Origin of the sequence: Bifidobacterium sp. UTBIF-68, from assembly GCF_006408855.1 — a bacterium.
GTDB lineage: Bacteria > Actinomycetota > Actinomycetes > Actinomycetales > Bifidobacteriaceae > Bifidobacterium > Bifidobacterium reuteri.
In genome coordinates, this window is sequence record NZ_JFAN01000029.1 from 35309 (window position 1) to 55412 (window position 20104).

Here is a 20104-nt window from a genome sequence, read left to right on the forward strand (position 1 = left end):
CCGCAGACCTCGGAGCGAACCGGAGTGCACCGGAGTGCACCGGAGTGCACCGGAATGGAATCGGCACTGTCGCCTTGCCATTACCAGAGTACTCTTAACAGACATGAGTTTTCCGAACCGAGTAACCAAAGCACACGCCACCGGCAATGATTTCGTGGTGTATCTTGACCGGTCCGGCGAATATGAGCCCACTGCCGACGAAGTGCGATTCCTGTGCGACCGCCACTTCGGCATTGGCGGCGACGGCCTGATTCGTCTGACGCGGCCCGATCACGTATCCGACCTCACCGATGAGCAACTCTCCCGAACCCTCGCAGGAGGCGCCCGCTGGTTCATGGATTATCGCAATGCGGATGGTTCCCTGGCGGAGATGTGCGGCAATGGCACGCGCGCCATCACACTGTTCGCCCAACGCGAAGGCGTCGCCGACTCCACCGAGCCGTTCCGCCTGGGCACTCGTGCCGGCGTCAAGATTCTCACACCGAAGGGCAATATGAAGCCCTATGGGGCTGACGTGTTCCAAGTCGACATGGGGGAGTGGGCGATTGGTGCTTTGGATGCTTACGAAGTGACCATCCCCGGTACTCCGGGTTCGGCGCGCGGCACGTTCGTGGACATGGGCAATCCGCACGTCGTGGCGGTGATCGAGGACGCATTCGCGTCGTTGCCGGTGGTCGAGGAGCTCGACTTGGCGACCAAGCCGGAAGTGAACCCGAAGATCGAATCCGACCAGAACGTGGAATTCGTGCGCGTCGATGACATTGACGACACCGCCGGCTCGGGAGAGGCCACCATGCGCGTCAACGAGCGGGGATGCGGCGAGACCCTGTCCTGCGGTACCGGATTATGCGCCACGGGCATCGTCCTCAGGGCCAAGACCGGCATCGACCACTGGGATATCACCGTGCGGGGCGGCACGTTGCGCGTGGACGTCTCCGACCATGATGTCAAGCTCACCGGTGCCGCCACCCTGGTGGCGGATATCGATGTGCTGCGATAGCCGTACGCCGGCTGATACGGCACCCTCAGGGAGACAAGACCCCCGCAGGATTCCGACAAGGACATCCTGCGGGGGTTCGATTGTCATGTCATGCAATGGCGGCCGACAGCGTCAAAGAACCGCCAAGGGAGGGGTCAGGCGAACAGTGCCGCACCTTCGGTCACGAGATCAGCGCGACGATGGCCACGATCCAGAGCACATCGATCATGAGGTCGAAATTGAGACGGTAATACTTGTTCAGCCCGTTGGGAATCGTTCCCGTCGTCTTCGATGCGGGCATCTTCTGCACGGCCACCGTCGCATGGCTCAAGGCCATGAACTGGATTGTAGTGGAGAACATGAGGGTCAGGCACCACGGGCACAGCGCATGGATCACGAACAGCGACTGCGTGCTCAGCCAATACGAATAAGCCAGTGCAGCAAGTCCGCCTAGCCAGGTGCATGCCGCGAACCAGCGCGGCACCCGTACGCGCGCCAAGCCGATGACCGCAATGGTGATGAACACCGATTCGGCGGCGATGCCGAAGAACGCGTTCGGGTAGCTCAGGCCTCCGAACTTCACGATCTCCGCCTGCCAGGATTGCGCCACTGTAGTGCAGGAGATGACCGAATTCACGTCACAGCCGAGTTGCGCGTCGGGATGGCGGGCCAATTGCAGTGTTTCCGCCGACAGGATGAACGATGTGCCCAGTGCGATCGCCGAAGCGATCAGCATGATCAGATACGTCCAGGTGGCGCTATGACGCCATCCGGTCAGTGGATTGACAATAGAGGAATCCGGGTTTTCGTCGACGTTGCTGGAAGCGAGGTCGATGGGCGAGTCGGTGTATTCGTCGTTGTTCGTGCGAGCCATGGTATTCCCCCTGTTTTTCGGTATCGTCCACCACGATAGCTGTGGGTGTCGCCGGAATCCGTGCCGTTGCGCGGTTAACTCGCCCAGAGCGAAGCGTCGATCTGGCTGTGGTATGGCGTGCATGCGGTTACGATGGAACGTATGACTGGATATGTGATGCCTGATTCGCCGCCGAGCACCGGGTGGGATATTCATTGTCACACTGTGTTTTCGGATGGTACGGAGACTCCCGCGACCCTGGCTGCGCAGTGCATGGCACGTGGGTTGAGCGGGGTTGCCATTTCCGATCATGACACGACGGCAGGCTGGACCGAAGCCGAGGCCGCGGCTCGTCGCGTGCAGCTGCCATTGCTGCGGGGCACGGAGATTACGGCCACCGACGACGATGTGTCGGTGCATATGCTCGGCTACCAATACGATCCGAACAATCCGCATATCGTACGGCTGTTTGCCTCCACGCGCGAGGCCCGTCTGCGCCGCACCCAGCGCATGGTCGCATTGATGTCCCGCGATCTGCCTATTTCCTGGGAGTCGGTGCTGGCGCAAGTCAAGGAGGGGGACAACACCACCATCGGCCGCCCGCACATCGCTGACGCCTTGGTCAGTGCGGGTGTGTACAGGAATCGTTCGGAGGCGTTCGCCGACGCTGTCAATTCGGCATCGAAATACTATATTCCGACGCCTTCTCCCACGACGCATGAGGTGGTGAAGGCCATCAAGGAAGCCGGAGGGGTGATCATCATCGCCCATCCCGGCGACAGAAGCCGCAATCCCGGATTGTTGAGCGATGCGCAGATAGAGTACCTGGTGGATGAAGGTTTGGACGGTCTTGAGGTGTGGCATCGCGGCAACCTGCCCGATCAGCGCGTCAGGCTGCTGGACATATGCAGGCGATGCCATTTGCTGGTCACCGGCGGTTCCGATTGGCATGGCAAAGGCAAGCCGAACCTCTTGGGCGAGAACCTTACCGATGAGGCCACGGTCGCCGAGATCGTACGCCGGGGCGTACTGCCGCTGTATCGTTAGCAAGCGCCTTCCGGCGTGTGTGTCCCTCATGCGCTTCCTGATGGTACCGGTTGGGTGGTGCCGACTGTGTGGTATCGATTGAGTGGTTCCGGTTGTGTGGCGTCGACTGTGTGGTGTTGATTGGGTGGCGCAGGCTATTGACATGAATTGATTTCTGCCGGCATAATTCACAACACTGCTTTCGGATACGGAGCCTGTTTTACCTGCAACTGCCGGCGCAAAGCCGTTCTGATTACTCTTCTGCAGGTGAAACAGACACAATTACGAGGCCAACATGGTCGGTTCTGATGGTGCGGCGCGGCACTGCAGGTGGAACAGGTACAAATAAGACGACTCTGTGCAGGTGGAACAGGTACAAATAAAGGGGCTGCAGGTAAAACAGTACTAGTTATGAGGATTATTGGCCTCTAACTGGCACTGTTCTACCTGCAGTCCCTATTTACGATGCCTGTTTTACCTGCACGCGGCAGGATTGGGATCTCTGTTCCGGGGTCCAGGGTTCGCAGGATTCAGATCCTGGCGCTAGTGGTCTGTTCCCCGCCAAGTATCGTGATTCGGCGTTGTGTTCGGCATTGCGGCATGCGGAGGCTCCCGTGGTTTGGGAAGGAAAATGAGGCGTGTCGCGCGGTTTGACATATTGATACACAGGTGTATCATCATAGGTGTTGGTACACGGATGTACCAAAGACATAACCCGAAACAATGGGGTAGGAGGAGAAATAACATGCGCAACGTCAAGAAGGTCATTGCGGCAACCGCAGCGGTTGCCACCCTCGTCGGTCTCGCGGCCTGCGGCGACAGCGGGGACGCCAATGCCAACAAGGGCGACGCCGACAAGGCCGAACTGGTGTTCTGGGGCTGGGATTCCGGCAACTCGATGAAGGACATCATCGCCAACTTCGAGAAGGCCAACCCCGGCATCACCGTCAAGTTCAACAACACCGGCACCGCCGAGAAGACCTCCACCGCGCTCTCCAACGCCATCGCCGCAGGTAACGGCGCTCCGGATGTGGTGATGCTCGAAGACCCGACCGTCACCCAGTTCGCCGTCACCGATGGTCTCGTGGACCTGAGCGAATTCGGTGCCGACAAGCTCGCCGATGATTTCGCGGCCGGCCCGTGGAACAAACTCCAGTACAACAGCAAGCCCTACGCGTTGCCCATCGATTCCGGCCCGGAGATGTTCTTCTACAACAAGGCCGTATTTGACAAGGCCGGCGTCGACGGCGAATCCATCAAGACGTGGGACGACTACTACGAGGCCGCCAAGAAGATTCGCGCCACCGGCTCCTACATCACCAACCTCGCCGGCACCTCGAACGACTACCAGCCGTTCACCGCCCAGATCTGGCAGGCCGGCGCCAAGCCATGGACCGTCGATGGCGAGAACATCACCATCAACATGACCAAGGACGAAGGCATGCAACGCTACATCGAGTTCGTCCAGACGCTCATCGACGAGGACCTGGTCGATACCAAGACCCCGAATTGGTCCGACGATTGGAACCGCGAGCTCAACGACGGCACCATCGCCTCGCTGACCATCGGCGCATGGATGCCGATCAATCTCATGTCCGGTGCACCCGACCAGGCCGGCAATTGGCGCGTCGCCCAGCTGCGCAGTGGGAGGAGGGCCAGGAGGTTTCCGCCGAGGATGGCGGCTCCGCACTCGCCGTCGTCAAGCTCTCCAAGAACCAGGCCGCAGCCTACAAGTTCGTCGAGTACATGACCCATGGCGACGGTGCCCAGGAGATGGCGGACACCGGCACCTTCCCGTCCCTCAAGAAGATTCTCCAGTCCGATTCCTTCGTCGATCCGACCACCGAGGGCAACAAGAAGACCAACGACTACTTCGGCGGACAGAACGTGAACGAGGTCCTTTCTGCAGCAGCTCAGCGCCCGACCGAAAAGTTCCAGTACCTGCCGTACAACCCGTTCGCCCAGTCTTCCTACGGTGATGAGGTCTCCAAGGCTTACTCCAAGGAGATTACCCTTGAGCAGGCGCTCGAGAACTACGGCAAGAAACTGGCTGAGCAGGGTGAACAGCAGGGCTACACCGTGACCGTCAAGTAGGCGGTCCGATACATCCAACGGTTCGGATTCCACAGCCTGCTCTCCTTCCGCTCAACTGTCAGACAGGAATCCGAACCGCAAAGGCCAGCGCTTTCACTCCTTCAAGCCAGGCCGCTGACTCAAGGGCGGGGATGCTCCCCAAGAGTATCCCCGCCTTGTCATGTCTCGATCCATGCCATGCCCGTGCAGCACTCCTATGCGACGATGCGGGAAGCGGGCTCCCCTTGTGCCCATTCTCTGGAAAGCATGGATGCATTTCATAGTGACATATTGATAAGAAAGTAGATTCATCATGTCAGAAGAACACACAATGGCCACAGCGCCGCAAGCTGTGGGCATTTTGCCCGAGCAGGCGGGGCTGCATACTGCCCAGGCGCGCGTGAATAAGCATAAGGCGGATTGGCGTGGTTGGAAGTTCATGTGGCCGTTCGCGGTGGTGTTCGTGTTCGTGTTCATCATCCCGATCGTGTACGCGGTTTATATTTCGTTCTTCAAGAAGCAGATGATCGGTGGAACTCGGTTCGTGGGGTTGGAGAACTATGCGCGTCTGCTGCAGGACGGCCAGTTCTGGTCGTCGGTTGGCCGTGTGGCCTTGTTCACGGTGGTGCAGGTGCCGATCATGCTGTTCCTGGCGGCGGCGATGGCCCTGGCGATCGATTCGATGAAGCTGCATGGGACGAAGTTCTTCCGCATCTCCACGTTCCTGCCGTATGCGGTGCCGGCGGTGGTGTCGACCCTGATCTGGGGTTTCGTGTATGGCGCGAAGTACGGTCTGGTGGGTTCCCTGAACGGCTTCCTGGGCACGGACATCGACATGTTCAGCCCGGGCATGCTGCTGGCGTCGATCGGCAACATCAACACGTGGGAGTTCACGGGCTACAACATGCTGATCTTCTACAGCTCGCTGTCGACGATCCCGCACTCCCTGTACGAGGCGGCCTCGATCGACGGCGCCTCGGAGTGGCAGATCGTCAAGTCGATCAAGCTGCCGGAGTTGAAGGGCTCTTTGGCGATCACGGTGATCTTCTCGATCATCGGCTCGTTCCAGCTGTTCAACGAGCCCAGCATTTTGCAGAACATGGTGCCGGGCAACGCGATCACGACGTATTACACGCCGAACATGTACGCGTACAACCTGAGCTTCAGCGGCAACCAGAGCAATTATGCCGCCGCCTTGGCCATCGTCATGGCCGTGATCACGATGGCCATCGCATACATCGTGCAGCTCAAGAGCATGAAGGAGCAGATGAAGTAACATGAGTGCCGCAACAATGACTTCGGAATCCACTCGCCTCACCGAGGCGCAGCTCAAGGCACAGGAGAAGGCCGCCAAGGCCGCCGAGAAGGCGCGTCAGAAGCGCATCGCCGCCGATGAGAAGGCCGAGCGCAAACGCGCCGCCAAGACAGGCTTCTCCAACCCGGCGAATCCTACCCGTTCCATCGCGTTGACCGTGGTATGCGCGATCTTTGCCGTGTACTGCCTGTTCCCGTTCGTATATCTCATGATCAACGCCACCAAGACGCAGTCCGACTTCACGAGTACGTTCGGCCTGGGCTTCGGCAAGTCGTTCGCCCTGTGGGACAACATCGTGACGGTGTTCACCTACCAGGAGGGGATCTTCGGCCGCTGGCTGGTCAACACGCTCCTGTACGTGGTGGTGGGCGCGGGCGGTGCGACCCTGCTGGCGATCATGGGCGGCTACGCCTTGGCGAAGTTCCGCTTCCCGGGCCGCAAGGCCGTGTTCGCGGTGATCATCGGCTCGATCAGCGTGCCGGGCATCGCGCTGGCGGTCCCGCAGTTCCTCCTGTTCGCCAAGCTGGGCCTGACGAACACGCCGTGGTCCATGATCATCCCATCCTTGGTGTCCACGTTCGGGCTCTATCTGATGTGGATCTTCAGCGAGCAGGCGGTGCCGGATGAGCTTCTGGAGGCCGCTCGCGTGGATGGTGCCGGCGAGTTCCGCACCTTCTTCCAGATCTCGCTGCCGCTGCTGGCTCCTGGCATTGTGACGACCGCATTGTTCGCGATCGTGGCGACGTGGAACAACTACTTCCTGCCGTTGATCATGCTGAAGGACTCGAACTGGTATCCGCTGACCATCGGCCTGAACCAGTGGAAGGACCAGGCCAGCACGGCCGGCGGCCAGGCGATCCAGAACCTCGTGATCACCGGCTCGCTGATCACGATCATCCCCTTGGTCATCGCGTTCCTCATGCTCCAGAAGTACTGGCAGTCCGGCCTTGCCGCCGGCGCAGTCAAGGAATAAGGTAAGCGCATCACACAGCCGGCTCCCATTGCCGAACCGTTACGGACGTTCGCATAATAGGGGGCCGGCATTGATTACATACACGAGGAATCATCATGGCAACACGCAGATCGAACAAGTGGCCGTCACTGCTCACGAACAATGGGCGCGGCATCGCTTTCGGCGGCGACTACAATCCCGATCAATGGCCGGAAGTCGTAGTCGATGAGGACATTCGGCTCATGCGCCAGGCGCACGTCAACACCGTGGCCCTTGCCATCTTCAGTTGGGACAAGATCGAACCGAGAGAGGGCGCATTCACATTCGAATGGCTTGACCGCGTCATCGACAAGCTCGGCGAGGCCAACATCGCCGTCGATCTCGCCACCGCCACAGCCTCCGCGCCGATGTGGCTGTACATCAAGCATCCGGAGGTGCTGCCCATCGACAAGTACGGGCATACCATCAACCCCGGTTCGCGCCAATCGTGGCAGCCCACCAGCCCGGTGTTCAAAACATACGCGCTCACCTTATGCCGCAAACTCGCCGAGCACTACAGGGACAACCCGTACGTCACCGCCTGGCATGTGGGCAATGAATACGGCTGGAATAACCGCTACGACTACTCGGACAACGCCCTTGACGCGTTCCGCGCATGGTGCAGGGCACGATACGGCGACATCGATGCGTTGAACGAAGCATGGGACACTGCGTTCTGGTCCCAGCACGTCAACGATTGGGACGAAGTGCTGCTGCCGCGCCACATGGGCGGCGATGCGATGGTGAACCCCGCACAGCAGCTCGACTATGAGCGGTTCGGCAACGACATGCTGCTCGATTTCTTTAAGGCCGAGCGTGACGCCATCGCCGAAATATGCCCGGATAAGCCGTTCACCACGAACTTCATGGTCTCCACCGACCAGTGCACGATGGATTACGCCCAATGGGCCGACGAGGTGGACTTCGTCTCCAACGACCATTACTTCCACGAGGGCGAATCCCATCTGGATGAACTGCTCTGCTCGGATGCGTTGATGGATTCGCTCGCCCTCGGCAAACCGTGGTATGTGATGGAGCATTCCACATCCGCAGTGCAATGGAAGCCGCTCAACACGCGCAAGCGCCACGGCGAACTCATGCGTGACGCACTGGCTCATGTGGCCATGGGCGCGGACGCCATCAATTTCTTCCAATGGCGGCAATCCGCATCCGGAGCCGAAGCATTCCACTCGGCCATGCTGCCGCACGCCGGTGCCGACTCGACAATCTACCGAGATGTCTGCACACTCGGGGAAGCCTTGCATGCGCTTGGCGAAGCGGGCATGCAAGGCAGTGAACTCGAACGCTCGGATACAGCCATCCTGTTCAGCGCCGAATCAGAATGGGCCACACGCAGCCAGACCCTGCCCAGTATGAAACTCAGTCATTGGCATGACGTGCGCGACTGGTATCGGGGGCTTCTGGACGCCGGCCGACGTGCGGACATCGTGCCGCTGACATACGACTGGAGCGGATACCAGACGGTCATCCTGCCCACGGTATTGATTCTGTCCGATCAGGACGTACGCCGCATCGCCGATTTCGTGCGCAAGGGTGGCAGTGTCATCATCGGCTACGCCACGGGGCTGATCGACGATCATTTCCACGTCGGCCTCGGCGGCTACCCAGGTGCCGGACACGGACTGTTGCGCGAAATGCTCGGCGTGCGCAGCGAGGAATTCACCATTCTCGGAAGCGAAGCGGAAGGCGAGCCTTTCGAGATCCGACTGTGCGATGGTTCGGTGAGCAGGCTTTGGCAGAACGTGGTGACAGGGCTTGCCGAAGGTACCAAGGTGATCGCCGAATATGTCGGTGCCGAAGCGTCCGATTGGGAGCTTGCCGACGTGCCCGCCATCACCCGTCATCCGTACGGCGAGGGAGCGGCGCTGTATGTCGGTTGCGATTTGGATCGCAGCGGCATCGCGTCATTGATGCGCGCGCTGTACCCCGCAGCAGTTGTCGATCAGCGTATCGTCCATACGATTCGTCGTTCGGCGGACGGTAATGCGATCTTCGACTGCTACCTCAACCGGGACAGGCAACCGGTACATGTGCAGAACGTTATGGGCGAGCCCATTGTCGCCCATCGCTGCAACCCCGGCGCGCGCGCACATGAATATGTGATGGACCGCAATTCGGCGCTGATCGTGAAGCGGGTAGAATGACGACGTACTTCACTCCATGCCGATGATGTAAAAGGAGATATGCCGTGAGCGAGCATCCTGGGACAAGACGACGCGTCACTTTGCGCGATGTGGCCGAAGCGGCCGGGGTCTCGCTCAAAACCGCATCGAACGTGATCAATGGATCTGGGCGCATGAGCAAAGACACCCGTACCAAAGTGGAATCGGTCATCAAGGAGCTCGGTTATCAGGTCAACGTGGCAGCACGCAACCTGAGCCGCAACCACACCGGTTTCATCACGCTCGCGGTTCCTTCGCTCACCCCGCCGTATCTGGCCGAGCTTGCCAACCGCACCATCGATGCGGCGCGCCAACACGATTACTCCGTCTATGTCATCACCTATGCGGAAGGCTCCGCCAAGGGTGCACGCGATCTGCTGAGGAAATTCAACTCCACTGTCTCAGATGGCATGATCCTGTCCATGAGCGAGGTGGAGAACATTAGCAAAGAGGATCTGGAGGTTGGTTTTCCGCTTGTAGTGGTCGGTGCCCGCACCACATGGGGCGTCGCCGACCATGTGACGCCGGATGATGTGGACGCGGCGGCTCAGGCAGCGGGTTACCTGTATGCACATGGGTCAAGCCGGCTGGCGGTCGTCGGTGCTCGTGGCAGCTATGATGAAGACGCCTTGCTTCAATCGGTCGAAGGCAATGCGCAGTTGCGTTTGCGTGGCGTGATCGAGGAGGCGCATCGTCGAGGATGCGCCATCGATCCGAGGCTGGTGGGCACCACCGATCTGGATTGGACCATCGGTGCCGGGGCGCGCGTCACGCAGCGGCTGATTGATTCCGGCGTCCCGTTCGACGGGGTGGTGGCATTAAACGACCAACTGGCCATCGGTGCCCTGACGGCATTGCGGATTTCCGGGTATGCGGTGCCCGAGCAGGTGCAGGTGATTGGCTTCGACAACATCGAGGAGGCCGCGTATCTGCAGATTCCGCTGACCACGATGGACTCCCGGCTGGAGTGGACCGCGCCGACTGCGGTGGAACGCATCCTGGCGCGCATTCGGGGAGAAAACGTCATGCCGGAAAAGCTGACCTGCTCATCTCAAGTCATTGTGCGCGCCTCCACGCGCCGGTGAATCCGCGGTCACAGGGCGCCGAAGCCCACCGCGTGCTTGGTGTCCGAACCGATGATGGCATAGCCGAGCGCGCCCGCGGGAACGATGATGCGGCGGCCCTTGTCGTCGGTCAGATCGATGGTGGTGCCATTCGAGACGGATTGCGCGATAGTCTTGCTGACCTCATCCGCGGACTGTTCGGTGCTGAAGTTGACCGGACGGGCCACATTCTGAATGCCCAGTTCGATATCCATGATGCTCCTTGATGATTGGGATACTCGTTAACCTAAACCTATTGTGCCGTATCCGGAATGGACGGACACGCGGATTCGCCCGTTTACGCCTTCGGCGTGGAGACCTGATGACTGACGATGGTGTTGCCGTTCTGGTCATACCCTTCCAGACCGGCCCTGGCATCGCGCAGCGCTCGCTCCTCTCGCTCCAGCAGCGGGATCACCGTGGTCTCCGCCGCGTAGGAGGCTTGGGGCTCGTGCTCGCCGGTGTCGTCGTCATCCTCCTCGGTGGCAGCCGTCGTATTTCCGTTGTCGACGGCCTTGACGGATGATGCCGCTGCCTGCCGCTCTTCCTGCTCATGCATGTCGATGAGCTCTCTGAGCGTAATGGTGGATGCCGAGGACGGCTGTGCGTTGGGCGTAGGCTGAGGCTTGGTCGAGCCTGTGGCGGTCACCGGCCGGTTCGCCGTCTGATCGTCATTGTCCGCTGCGGGCTTGTCCGTGACGCTTCTGTCGGCGGCTGCGACCTTCGGCGTGACGTCGATGCTGCCGGCCGCGATGATATCCGCGCTTCCTGTACGGTCGGGGTCGTTCGTATCATTGGGATTCTGCGCAACATGATTCTGTGCGTCGGGATTACGTACAGTGTCGCCGGCCGCGTTCGCAGTGCGTTTATCCTGCTGCGCGGCATCCTGCTGCCCGTCATTGTTCAACAAGGTGCCCACCGTGATGGTGGAAGGGTTATGGGATGGCTTGCCGGTGGCTTTTGCCGCGGATGGCGTAGTGGCCGTGGATCGGCTGATGACCCCGAGCTGATGGGCGAGACGCTCCACTTGGGCCTTGAATTGGATGATGCGGTCGTTGTCCGCGCGGTTCAGCGCCTGGATGAACTCGCCGACCTGTTCCATCTGCAGCCACAGATTGGCGCGGAGCATGATGAGGTCATCGAGTCGCGCGCCCATCATGCGGCCGTATGCGGAAAGTACGGCATTGCGATGGGACTCATCCAGTTTGCCGAAGATCCACGCCAGATCGCGGGCGGGATCATTGACCTGCATATCCTGCCAATTGGTGATTGCGGCGATGGTGGATCCGGAGAACAGCATATCGCCATCGGAGAAGCCACCGTGCACCGTGCAGGTGGAAAACGACCAGAGTCCCTCGGTTTCGATGACTTGCGCCCAGCTGTTGGTGATCTCCTGCGGCACATGGCCTGCCGCGCGCAGTCGTCTGATCCAGGCGATGAGTTGGGCGCGAATCTGACCGGTGGTGAATACCGGATACTTGGCGGCTTTCAGGAATGCGGGAGGCAGGCGGTGGATGGCTCCCAATGCCGTGCCTACCGAAGCGCAGTCGTCCAGCGTCAGCAGATCGAGCGAGCGCGCCTGTCCTTCATTGTGGGTGGCGATCATCACCGCCGTCTGGCCGGTCGGGCCTGGTTTGGTTTTCGGTTTCGGCGCGGCAGCGACCGCTGCCTGATCCAGGGCCTGGGCGGTCGAGGTGGCGCCCGGCTGCGGTACTTTGCCCGGAGCGAATGCAATCACATGGTCCAGATTGAACCCGAGGCCACCGGGCTCCCGCGCTGCAAACAACGTCTGCGCGGCCTGCACACGGCGTGTCAGACGCGTGCGACCTTCCTTGGTGTCGGTGGCGTACACGTCATACAGTTTGCCCGAGGCGTCCTGTATGACTGCCTGATCGATGCCTTTGGCCAGATCAGTCGCGCTCTGCTGAGCGGTCTGACGAACTCCTGCAACGGCCAGATTCGGCAGGACGGCTGAGGCCAATGCCGCCAACATGTAATTGCTTCGTCTCATCACCCTTCCACACTAATACATGTCTGGTGTTTCAGTGGTGCGGCACGGGGCGAAAAGTCCGTGAATCGGACGTCTGCGGCTATGAGACGCCATTCGTCCGCTTTCTTGGAGGGGTCGACGAAGGAATCGACGAAAGCATCGATGAGGGGATTGGCGAAGGGATTGACGTGCCACAATGGAGATATGGAACATGCGCAGCGGATTCTTGAAGGACTTGACGAGCGGCAACGTATGGCGGCCACGACGCTCAACGGTCCAGTGCGCATCATCGCCGGGGCGGGCGCAGGCAAGACGCGAACCGTCACCCGTCGTATCGCCTATGCCTGCGCCACAGGAGCGTGGCGGCCCGAAAGGACGCTTGCGGTCACGTTCTCGGTAAAGGCGGCGGCGGAAATGCGTGCCCGTCTGCATCAGCTGGGGCTCGCCGGCGCATCGGCCCATGGCGGACGACCGGGATCACCGGATGCGGCAGGCGTGACGGCTGCGACCTTCCATTCCGCCGCACTGCATCAGCTCAACAGTGTGTGGGCCGACGTGTGCGAGGCGCCGTTCCCGCACCTGATCGAGGACCAGCGTGATGTGGCATCACGCGCCATCACGCGGGTGACGGCCAACGCGGACACCGATCCCATCACCGTCAGGGATGTTCTGGCTGAAATCAACTGGGCGAAGGTGTCCTTGGTCGCTCCTGAGGATTACGGGCGTGTGATCGTTGCGGCCAAGCGCATGCCTCCGGCAGGGCTGTCCCCTCAACGGTTCGTCGACATCTATGCCGCCTATGAGCGGGAGAAGACCTCTAGGGGGGAGATCGATTTCGACGATATCCTGCTGCTGGTATGCCATATCATGGACGATTTTCCGGAAGCGGCGGCGCAGATCCGATCCACCATCGGATGGCTGACGGTCGATGAGTACCAGGATGTGTCGCCATTGCAGCATCGGCTCATGATGCTGTGGCTCGGCGGCGGGGGAGCTGAGGGGAAGGCCGCGCTGAACCGGAATGTGTGCGTCGTCGGTGATCCGGCACAGACCATCTACTCGTTCGCCGGGGCCTCAAGCTGGGATCTGCTTCGTTTCTCCGATGAATTCGGGCCGCTTGCCGCGGACGTCGATCTCAACACGGATTATCGTTCGACGCCCGAAGTCGTGTCCTTGGCCAATGCGGTGCTTGCCGCGGCGCCAAATCGTCAGGACTATCTGAGACTCGTGTCCGCTCGTGATTCAGGCGCCAAAGTGTCGAGGACCGCCTACGACACCGATCTTGAGGAAGCACAGGGGGTGGCGGCGCGTATCGACCGGCTGGTGCGCAACGGGGCCAAGCCATCGGATTGCGCGATTCTGACGCGCATCAATGCGCAACAGCCGGTGTTCGGCGCCGCCCTCCGTCAATACGGTCTGCGGTTCCGGGTCCGCAAGGATTCGGGATGGCAGACCTCGGCGCTGTCCACTGATGCGGCATCGCGTCAGGCCTTGCTGGAGGCTATGGGGCTGGATGGTGCCGGAGACGTGGCCAAGGATGATCCAGGGGTCACCATCTCCACCATTCACGCGGCCAAAGGTCTGGAATTCGACCACGTGTTCCTTGTCGGATGTTCGGAAGGGCTGCTGCCATATGGTGCGCCCGATTGGGGCGAGCTGCTGGAGGAGGAGCGTCGTTTGATGTACGTCGCCATCACGCGCGCCCAGGATTCGCTGCATCTGTCATTTGCGAGGACCAAGGACGGATACGGCGCCCAACAGCGCCGCCCGTCCCGGTTCCTCTAGCGCCGAAGCCGCAATCGCCTGACCGGTATCGATTGCAGCTTGTCAGCTACTTGGTGCCGTTGGTGCCGCTGGTAGTACCGTCTGTTTGGTCCGTGCCGTCCGTATGGTCGGTGTTGTCGTTGTTTCCGCCCTTATCACCGTCCTCATCGAGCAGTTTCGACAGCTCGGCATCCCAGTCGATATCTGCTGATTTGCCCTCGGCGGCTGGATGACCGGCAGATGAGGCCTGTGACGCGCCGGTGCCGGAACCAGCGCCGGCGCCATCGTCCTGCCGGCCGGCACCCTGTTCGGCGGGCAGCGTCGGCAGCAGATCGGGATGCGACCATTTGGCGTCGCGGCCTTCGGGGCCTTCGGCTGCAGTGATCATCTCCCACAATCCCGCTGCTTCGCGCATGCGCTTCGGACGCAGCTGCATGCCGAGCAGACTCTCGAAGGTGCGTTCGGCGGGGCCTCCCATGGCGCGTTCGCGACGCATCATCTCACGCAGCTGCTCGATATGCGGTAGATGCGCCATGCCGGCGCGCCACACGACGCAGTCCACCCAGCCTTCGACCATCGCCAGCAGCGATTCCAGCGAAGCCAGTGCCTCGCGTTGCTCCGGGGTGTCGGGAATGCCGACTTTGGTGAGGTTCACAGCCCCAGAGATCGACTCCGGATCCATCGACGTGGCGTCGCGCAGCTGCTCCTCCATGGCATCCAGATCGATGGAAATGCCACGGGCGTATTTGCCGATCAGCGCCTCAAACCGGGGCATCAGCCATGGTACTGAGGCGTACAGCCGGGCATGTGCCATCTCCTGCAGGGCAAGGAAGGACAGCACTTCGGATTCCGGAATGTGTTCGGTCATGTTGAAATCGGCGAATGCCGCCGCAAACTGGGCGTCGAGATCGTCGGCGTCTGATGCGTCATCTCCGCTGCCGGCCTCTGATGGTGTCTGCGGGCCGGCATCCGAATCGGTGTTGGTGTCAGAATTGTGAGATTGCGCTGAGGTGAAGCCAGCCGGATAGTGGGAGTCTGCGTCATTCGACCCATCACCCGCAGTGTCCTGCTGGATTGGATCCTGCTGAGCCTGGCCGTTCAGCATGGCCGCATACTCGGTGGCGTTCTGTGCGATCAGACCGCCGGCCGGATTCTGCAACAGGGCGATGCCCTGATCGAAACTGCCATGCACCTCATGGCTGAGATTGCCTGCAGCATGTCCGAGCTGCATGGCGAACGAGGTGTTGCCCAAGAGTTTCATCAGCTGAGCCGGGTCCTTCATGCCATCAGGAATCGGAATGGGGACAGGACCGGCGAACATGCCGGCGATTTCCCCGGTGCCGTCGCCGAACATGCCGCCCAGACGCTCCGAGATAACCGAAGCCAGCGCGTCGTTCATCGACTCGGCCACCGGGGAGGCGAACTTAGCCCACTGGTCGATGGTGCCTTCCACCCATCCGGCGCGGGTCAGCACATCCGGCTCTCCCGGGGCTGGATTGAATTCGCATGCGGTGTCTAGCCACAGGTTGGCCTCGCTCATCGCACGACGTGCGGCCTCGCCGTCCACGGCAGACACGCTGGACTCGGAGCCCGAGGCATTGGCCTGCTGCAATGCGATGGACTTGGCGAGCTTCACATTGATGGGCCCTTCCTCCACCGTGCGCTGCATGTCGGACATGGTGTTGAGCCCGCCCGCGCTGAACGCGGCCATCATCTGCTGCACTTCGGAGGGGTCTGGCAGGCGGCTGGGATCCTGGCTCATCAATTGTTCCCGTATCTCCTCCGGCAGCTGACTGATCTGCTGCCATGCCATCTCACCTTGGATAGGGCCGAAGCATTTGATCAACCATTCGTGAATCGCGTTGTCGTCCATGCGTGTCCTTCTGTTGCTGCGGCATACGTCTCGCACACCCCGAGATTGGATTACCTCAAGTGTAGGCGGTGCCCGCGCCCGTTCGCCTGAGGCGAGCGGATGCCGGGCATCCCGGTGACGGTTTGCGGCGCCGGAGTGGTGCGGCCCGTTGTCCGCGCTGCCGCCCATTGCCTACACTGTTGCTTATGTTTGCACGATGGTTCGCACGATTCAGGTCGTATGTCGCCGGCCGTTCGCCAAGGTATTTCACGGGTGCCGTGGCGGTGGCGCTCGCTGTGGTGGTGTTGCTGCTGCCCAGCCCCTACGTTATCGAGATGCCCGGTCCAACCCAGGATGTGCTGGGCAAGGTAGATGAGGGCGATGTGATTGATGTCTCCGGCGAAGGTGTGGCGACGTACAAGGATTCAGGCAAGTTGCTCCTGGTCACGGTGAGCGCGTCGGGTGTGCCCGGGTATCCGATCGTCAACGCGCAGGCGGTTTGGGGATGGGCGAATCCACATGTGGAGGTCATGCCCCGTGAGGCGGTGGTCCCGGTCGGACAGACCGCAGACGAATACCAGCAGGAGGTCGATGCCGATATGTCCGGTTCGCAGGACACGGCCGGAGAAGTGGGGATCGCATATGCGAAAAACCACGCAAGCGAGCTGGGAATCGACGTATCCGCGCTGGACAAGGTCAGCGTGACCATGCATGTCGACAAAATCGGCGGTCCTTCGGCCGGCATGATGTATGCCTTGGGTCTCATCGACAAGCTCACGGCAGCGGAGGAAAGCGGCGGACACGTCATCGCCGGCACCGGCACGATCGACTCTAAAGGCAAGGTCGGCAGAATCGGCGGCGTTCGTCTGAAGATGCTCGCCGCCAAACGCGATGGCGCCACATGGTTCCTTACGCCGTCCGGCAACTGCGACGAGGCCGTAGGGCATGTGCCGCAAGGGGTGCGGGACGTCAAGGTCGCAACCTTGGATGAGGCGTACCAAGCTTTGGTAGCCATCGGGCAAGGTAGGGGTGACAGTCTGCCGCATTGCTCGGCATAATCGCAAACATGGTCACTGAGCGAGATGTTTCGGTGAAATTAACGCGTTTGTTCCCCGAGACTTGCTAATGTTGCCTCTGTGAATCAAACGGCATCACAGAACGCTGAAGAATTTGGATTTAAGCCTGGAGACATCGTCCAGGAGTGGCTCTGGGACGACGACGTGGATGATTCCATCCGCGCCAAGATCGAAGAGCGTACTGGCGAGGAACTCGTGGATGAGGATTACAATTCCTCCGTGGATGGCGTCATTCTGTGGTGGCGCGATGGCGATGACGAAGACGAGCTGTCCGACACCATCGTCGACGCATGCGCCGTGCTCGATGACGATGGTCCGCTGTGGGTGCTGACTCCCAAGCCGGGGCGCCCCGGTGCCGCAAGCTCCTCCACTGTGCAGTCCGCGGCGCAGACTGCAGGCATGAATGCAGCCACCCCGCTTACCGTCAGCAAGGATTGGAACGGCATCCGACTGCGCGCCTTCGGCAAAGGACGCTGACCGATGGTCTCGGGCTTAGTGGCCCGTCACGTCATTGTCTGAGTGGTGCTTGCCCATTACCCCCCTCTGATGGACGTTGCCGTGAAGCAGACAGCGGAGCTGTTTGTAGGCAACGTGCGAGCCGGCAGGCGAGCCAGTTGGATGCCGCGCGTAGCACGTCCGTAATTGCAGGACGGGCTGTCAGCGAAGCTGACTGGGGGAGAGATGGAAGCCGGATCCCTCGGTTATTGGTGAGACGGACCACTAGGTTTGGTGCCGAACGGGTGAATCGATTGCATGGATCATCCGTATCCTCGGCCGATTGCCTGGCTGATCCGTCCTGATACCTGAACATGGCCTTGAACATGGGTTCAGAGACGGATTCTCGTGTCTCTGAAGAGCGGTTCAGCCGTTTTCGGGCTTCAGGGACTGGTTTTCGTGTCCTGGAAATGCGATTCTGCCGTTTTCGCACTTCCGGGACGGGTTTCGTGTGCCTGCGCCTGTGACGTGTGTGCGGCGGGGGTTGGGAATCCTTGGAATTCCGCCATTCCTTCCGGGCGGCGATCGACGTGGCGCGGGAGGATCCGTCCCCGGAACGACGAAACGGGCCGAATTAGGCTTCCGGGACGGGTTTTCGTGTCCCTGAAGTGCGATTCAGCAGTTTTCAGGCTTTCCGGGACGGATTCGGTGCGTTTGCGCCGTTCCTATGCGGCAAATTGGTGTATGGGATGCCGCCGTGAGCGCGTATCGTATGCCATGCGTATGTTCCGTGTGCCATGGTAGTGCGATTCGAGCCGTTTGGGGCTCGCGTGACGGACCGGCCTTGTTCTCTTCTCATGCGCGGATCAGATGATCCTTGGAATTCCGCCATTCTTGTTTGCGGTACGGGTGATGAATCATCGCGGATCATCGTGGATGCCGCCGCGCCAGCGCGATATCGCATTATTTGCGGCGCTGTGGCACAAGGTGCAGCACAAGCACCCGCTATGTCGTCTCACTTAACGTGCGTTGAGTGTCCGTCAAGTACGTTGAGTGAGAAAAGACCTGGAGAGAAGTGTGGGGCGTCGAACCGCGAAAGCGCCTGTCGGCGCAAGGGCCGCTCTCGGCGGCAAAAAATGGAGCCCGGGGCTTAAGCACGGCCCGACGCGGGCATCAGTACAGCGTGCGGTATCACCCGCCGCTTGCTGGCAAAAGATGATTCATGATGTGCCTTGCGCGAAGTGGCTGATACCGATTGTCGCCCGATGAGTCCCCAGTCTGCCCTTGCGAGATTGTTGAATCCCTCAATTGTTTACGAGACAGACCACTAGAGGATCACCTGAAAAACCAAGTTCACGATATTCCGGTGCCGGGATAGCGGAAGCGGGCGTGCCGCAATCACTGCGGCACGCCGGTAGACATCGGGGTTGACACGCTGTGCCGGTAATGCGCTATTGTGGACAGTTGCGGGCAATTAGCTCAGTTGGTTAGAGCGCCACCTTTACACGGTGGATGTCGGGGGTTCGAGTCCCTCATTGCCCACCTTGTCGAAAATGCATTAAAAGCCGCTTCCGCCTTATGGGAGTAGGGCTGAGCGGCTTTTCTGTTTTCACTGGATATCACGCGAAATCACTGGTGTAATGTCTCGGGGCCTAAATGACGCATGTGTCGGAGCATGGTTGACGGCATGTCCTGGGGTATGGTTGACACATGCGTCGTGTCGATGTCATGCGGCTGCCGGTTTGTCTCTTGGCCCGAGCGGGTAGTCGCGTGTGATGTCAAGCGGCTGGTCTGTTTTGTTTCAATGTTTGTTCAGCAGGGTTTGGCAGTGTTTTTCCGCAGTGCCAAGGTGGTACCGGTCATGTTCAGACTTCGGCGAGCGGGCGGATGTCTCCAAGGGTGCTGGGGTCGAAGGTCAGGAGGTCGTAGTCGGTCTGGAGGTTCGCCCAGAAGTCGGGCGTGGTGCCGAGCGCCTTGCCGAGACGCCACGCCATGGGGGTGGAGATGCGGCGCTTGCCATTGACGATCTCGCCGATGGCGGTCTCGCTCACGCCGATGCTCTTGGCGAGCCGGTATCGGCTGATGCCGAGCGGCTGGAGGAACTCCTCGTCGAGGATTTCGCCGGGGGTGCTGTAGTAGTCATTTGTGGTAGTCGTCGAAGTAGACATCGGTGGCCTCCTTGTTGTCGTCGTCCCATTGGAACACGAGACGCCATTGCTGGTTGACGCGAATACTCCAGTCGCCCTTCAGGGGTTCGAGCCGGTTGCCGGGCGGCACTTTGAGGTCGTGCAGCTCGCGGGATGCCTTGAGTATCTGGAGCTTCCGCATGAGGGCGCGCTCGAGTCCCGCCGGATACTTCTTGGGGTAGCGGCCACCGTAGAGGAAGTCGTTGAGCTCCCCGTCTCTCGTTCTCACACAACGATACTAACACGGTGCGTTAGTATCGTCAAGTGGTGGCAGTGGA

Annotated in this window: 14 protein-coding genes, 1 tRNA gene and 2 pseudogenes; 11 read left to right on the forward strand and 6 right to left on the reverse strand. The window is 60.5% G+C overall.

Going from position 1 to position 20104, the window contains the following annotated elements:
* Positions 1-103: 103 nt before the first annotated feature.
* Complete coding sequence (gene dapF, locus BW14_RS08815; RefSeq protein ID WP_044090024.1) at positions 104-1000, forward strand: diaminopimelate epimerase; 897 nt, start codon at positions 104-106, stop codon at positions 998-1000.
* A gap of 134 nt (positions 1001-1134) precedes the next feature.
* Here dapF and BW14_RS08820 read toward each other — a convergent pair.
* Positions 1135-1814, reverse strand: a pseudogene (locus BW14_RS08820) (vitamin K epoxide reductase family protein).
* Between the two features lie 171 nt (positions 1815-1985).
* On the opposite strand from BW14_RS08820, the gene BW14_RS08825 reads away from it, so the two are divergent.
* The 6 genes and pseudogenes from BW14_RS08825 (at position 1986) to BW14_RS08855 (ending at position 10505) form a co-directional block, all read left to right on the forward strand.
* Positions 1986-2879: a PHP domain-containing protein gene (locus tag BW14_RS08825; protein ID WP_081886541.1), complete on the forward strand. Its 894-nt coding sequence runs from the start codon at positions 1986-1988 to the stop codon at positions 2877-2879.
* A 724-nt stretch (positions 2880-3603) separates the two neighbouring features.
* Positions 3604-4952, forward strand: a pseudogene (locus BW14_RS08835) (ABC transporter substrate-binding protein).
* A 310-nt stretch (positions 4953-5262) separates the two neighbouring features.
* Positions 5263-6207, forward strand: a complete 945-nt coding sequence (locus tag BW14_RS08840; protein WP_181161792.1) for a carbohydrate ABC transporter permease — start codon at positions 5263-5265, stop codon at positions 6205-6207.
* Position 6208: 1 nt separating this feature from the next.
* Positions 6209-7219 (forward strand): carbohydrate ABC transporter permease, encoded by a 1011-nt coding sequence (locus BW14_RS08845; protein WP_140490327.1) that lies wholly within the window; start codon positions 6209-6211, stop codon positions 7217-7219.
* A gap of 95 nt (positions 7220-7314) precedes the next feature.
* On the forward strand, positions 7315-9402 hold the full coding sequence (locus BW14_RS08850; protein ID WP_140490329.1) for a beta-galactosidase: 2088 nt from the start codon (positions 7315-7317) through the stop codon (positions 9400-9402).
* A 44-nt stretch (positions 9403-9446) separates the two neighbouring features.
* On the forward strand, positions 9447-10505 hold the full coding sequence (locus BW14_RS08855; RefSeq protein WP_140490333.1) for a LacI family DNA-binding transcriptional regulator: 1059 nt from the start codon (positions 9447-9449) through the stop codon (positions 10503-10505).
* Positions 10506-10513: 8 nt separating this feature from the next.
* On the opposite strand, the gene BW14_RS08860 is transcribed toward BW14_RS08855, so the two are convergent.
* Complete coding sequence (locus BW14_RS08860) at positions 10514-10738, reverse strand: DUF3107 domain-containing protein (RefSeq protein WP_140490335.1); 225 nt, start codon at positions 10736-10738, stop codon at positions 10514-10516.
* A gap of 83 nt (positions 10739-10821) precedes the next feature.
* On the reverse strand, positions 10822-12534 hold the full coding sequence (locus BW14_RS08865; RefSeq protein ID WP_140490337.1) for a phosphotransferase: 1713 nt from the start codon (positions 12532-12534) through the stop codon (positions 10822-10824).
* 183 nt (positions 12535-12717) lie between these two features.
* Between BW14_RS08865 and BW14_RS08870 the strand changes: the two genes are divergently transcribed.
* Positions 12718-14298, forward strand: a complete 1581-nt coding sequence (locus BW14_RS08870; protein ID WP_140490339.1) for an ATP-dependent helicase — start codon at positions 12718-12720, stop codon at positions 14296-14298.
* Positions 14299-14344: 46 nt separating this feature from the next.
* On the opposite strand, the gene BW14_RS08875 is transcribed toward BW14_RS08870, so the two are convergent.
* Positions 14345-16150 carry a zinc-dependent metalloprotease gene (locus BW14_RS08875; protein WP_044090011.1) on the reverse strand — a complete coding sequence of 602 codons (1806 nt, stop codon included), beginning with the start codon at positions 16148-16150 and terminating at the stop codon, positions 14345-14347.
* A gap of 185 nt (positions 16151-16335) precedes the next feature.
* Between BW14_RS08875 and BW14_RS08880 the strand changes: the two genes are divergently transcribed.
* The 3 genes from BW14_RS08880 to BW14_RS08890 all read left to right on the forward strand — a co-directional run bounded on the left by BW14_RS08880 (position 16336) and on the right by BW14_RS08890 (position 19182).
* Complete coding sequence (locus BW14_RS08880) at positions 16336-17187, forward strand: S16 family serine protease (protein ID WP_044090010.1); 852 nt, start codon at positions 16336-16338, stop codon at positions 17185-17187.
* A gap of 78 nt (positions 17188-17265) precedes the next feature.
* A complete protein-coding gene (locus BW14_RS08885; RefSeq protein ID WP_044090009.1) occupies positions 17266-17682 on the forward strand; it encodes a DUF3052 domain-containing protein in 417 nt (138 codons plus the stop codon).
* A 1426-nt stretch (positions 17683-19108) separates the two neighbouring features.
* Positions 19109-19182: transfer RNA gene (locus tag BW14_RS08890), tRNA-Val, on the forward strand.
* Positions 19183-19505: 323 nt separating this feature from the next.
* Here the strand turns inward: BW14_RS08890 and BW14_RS08895 are convergent.
* On the reverse strand, positions 19506-19808 hold the full coding sequence (locus tag BW14_RS08895; protein ID WP_044090008.1) for a HigA family addiction module antitoxin: 303 nt from the start codon (positions 19806-19808) through the stop codon (positions 19506-19508).
* Positions 19780-20055, reverse strand: a complete 276-nt coding sequence (locus tag BW14_RS08900) for a type II toxin-antitoxin system RelE/ParE family toxin (RefSeq protein ID WP_044090007.1) — start codon at positions 20053-20055, stop codon at positions 19780-19782. Before BW14_RS08900 ends, BW14_RS08895 begins: the two co-directional genes overlap by 29 nt.
* Between the last annotated feature and the right edge of the window lie 49 nt (positions 20056-20104).

What these genes read in the sequence shown, in the direction of transcription:
- BW14_RS08865 (WP_140490337.1), bottom strand. Translation starts at nt 12,534, where the DNA reads ATGAGACGAAGCAATTACATGTTGGCGGCATTGGCCTCAGCCGTCCTG.
- BW14_RS08875 (WP_044090011.1), bottom strand. Translation starts at nt 16,150, where the DNA reads ATGGACGACAACGCGATTCACGAATGGTTGATCAAATGCTTCGGCCCT.
- BW14_RS08895 (WP_044090008.1), bottom strand. Translation starts at nt 19,808, where the DNA reads ATGTCTACTTCGACGACTACCACAAATGACTACTACAGCACCCCCGGC.
- BW14_RS08850 (WP_140490329.1), top strand. Translation starts at nt 7,315, where the DNA reads ATGGCAACACGCAGATCGAACAAGTGGCCGTCACTGCTCACGAACAAT.
- BW14_RS08825 (WP_081886541.1), top strand. Translation starts at nt 1,986, where the DNA reads ATGGAACGTATGACTGGATATGTGATGCCTGATTCGCCGCCGAGCACC.
- BW14_RS08840 (WP_181161792.1), top strand. Translation starts at nt 5,263, where the DNA reads ATGGCCACAGCGCCGCAAGCTGTGGGCATTTTGCCCGAGCAGGCGGGG.
- dapF (WP_044090024.1), top strand. Translation starts at nt 104, where the DNA reads ATGAGTTTTCCGAACCGAGTAACCAAAGCACACGCCACCGGCAATGAT.
- BW14_RS08880 (WP_044090010.1), top strand. Translation starts at nt 16,336, where the DNA reads ATGTTTGCACGATGGTTCGCACGATTCAGGTCGTATGTCGCCGGCCGT.
- BW14_RS08845 (WP_140490327.1), top strand. Translation starts at nt 6,209, where the DNA reads ATGAGTGCCGCAACAATGACTTCGGAATCCACTCGCCTCACCGAGGCG.
- BW14_RS08860 (WP_140490335.1), bottom strand. Translation starts at nt 10,738, where the DNA reads ATGGATATCGAACTGGGCATTCAGAATGTGGCCCGTCCGGTCAACTTC.
- BW14_RS08870 (WP_140490339.1), top strand. Translation starts at nt 12,718, where the DNA reads ATGGAACATGCGCAGCGGATTCTTGAAGGACTTGACGAGCGGCAACGT.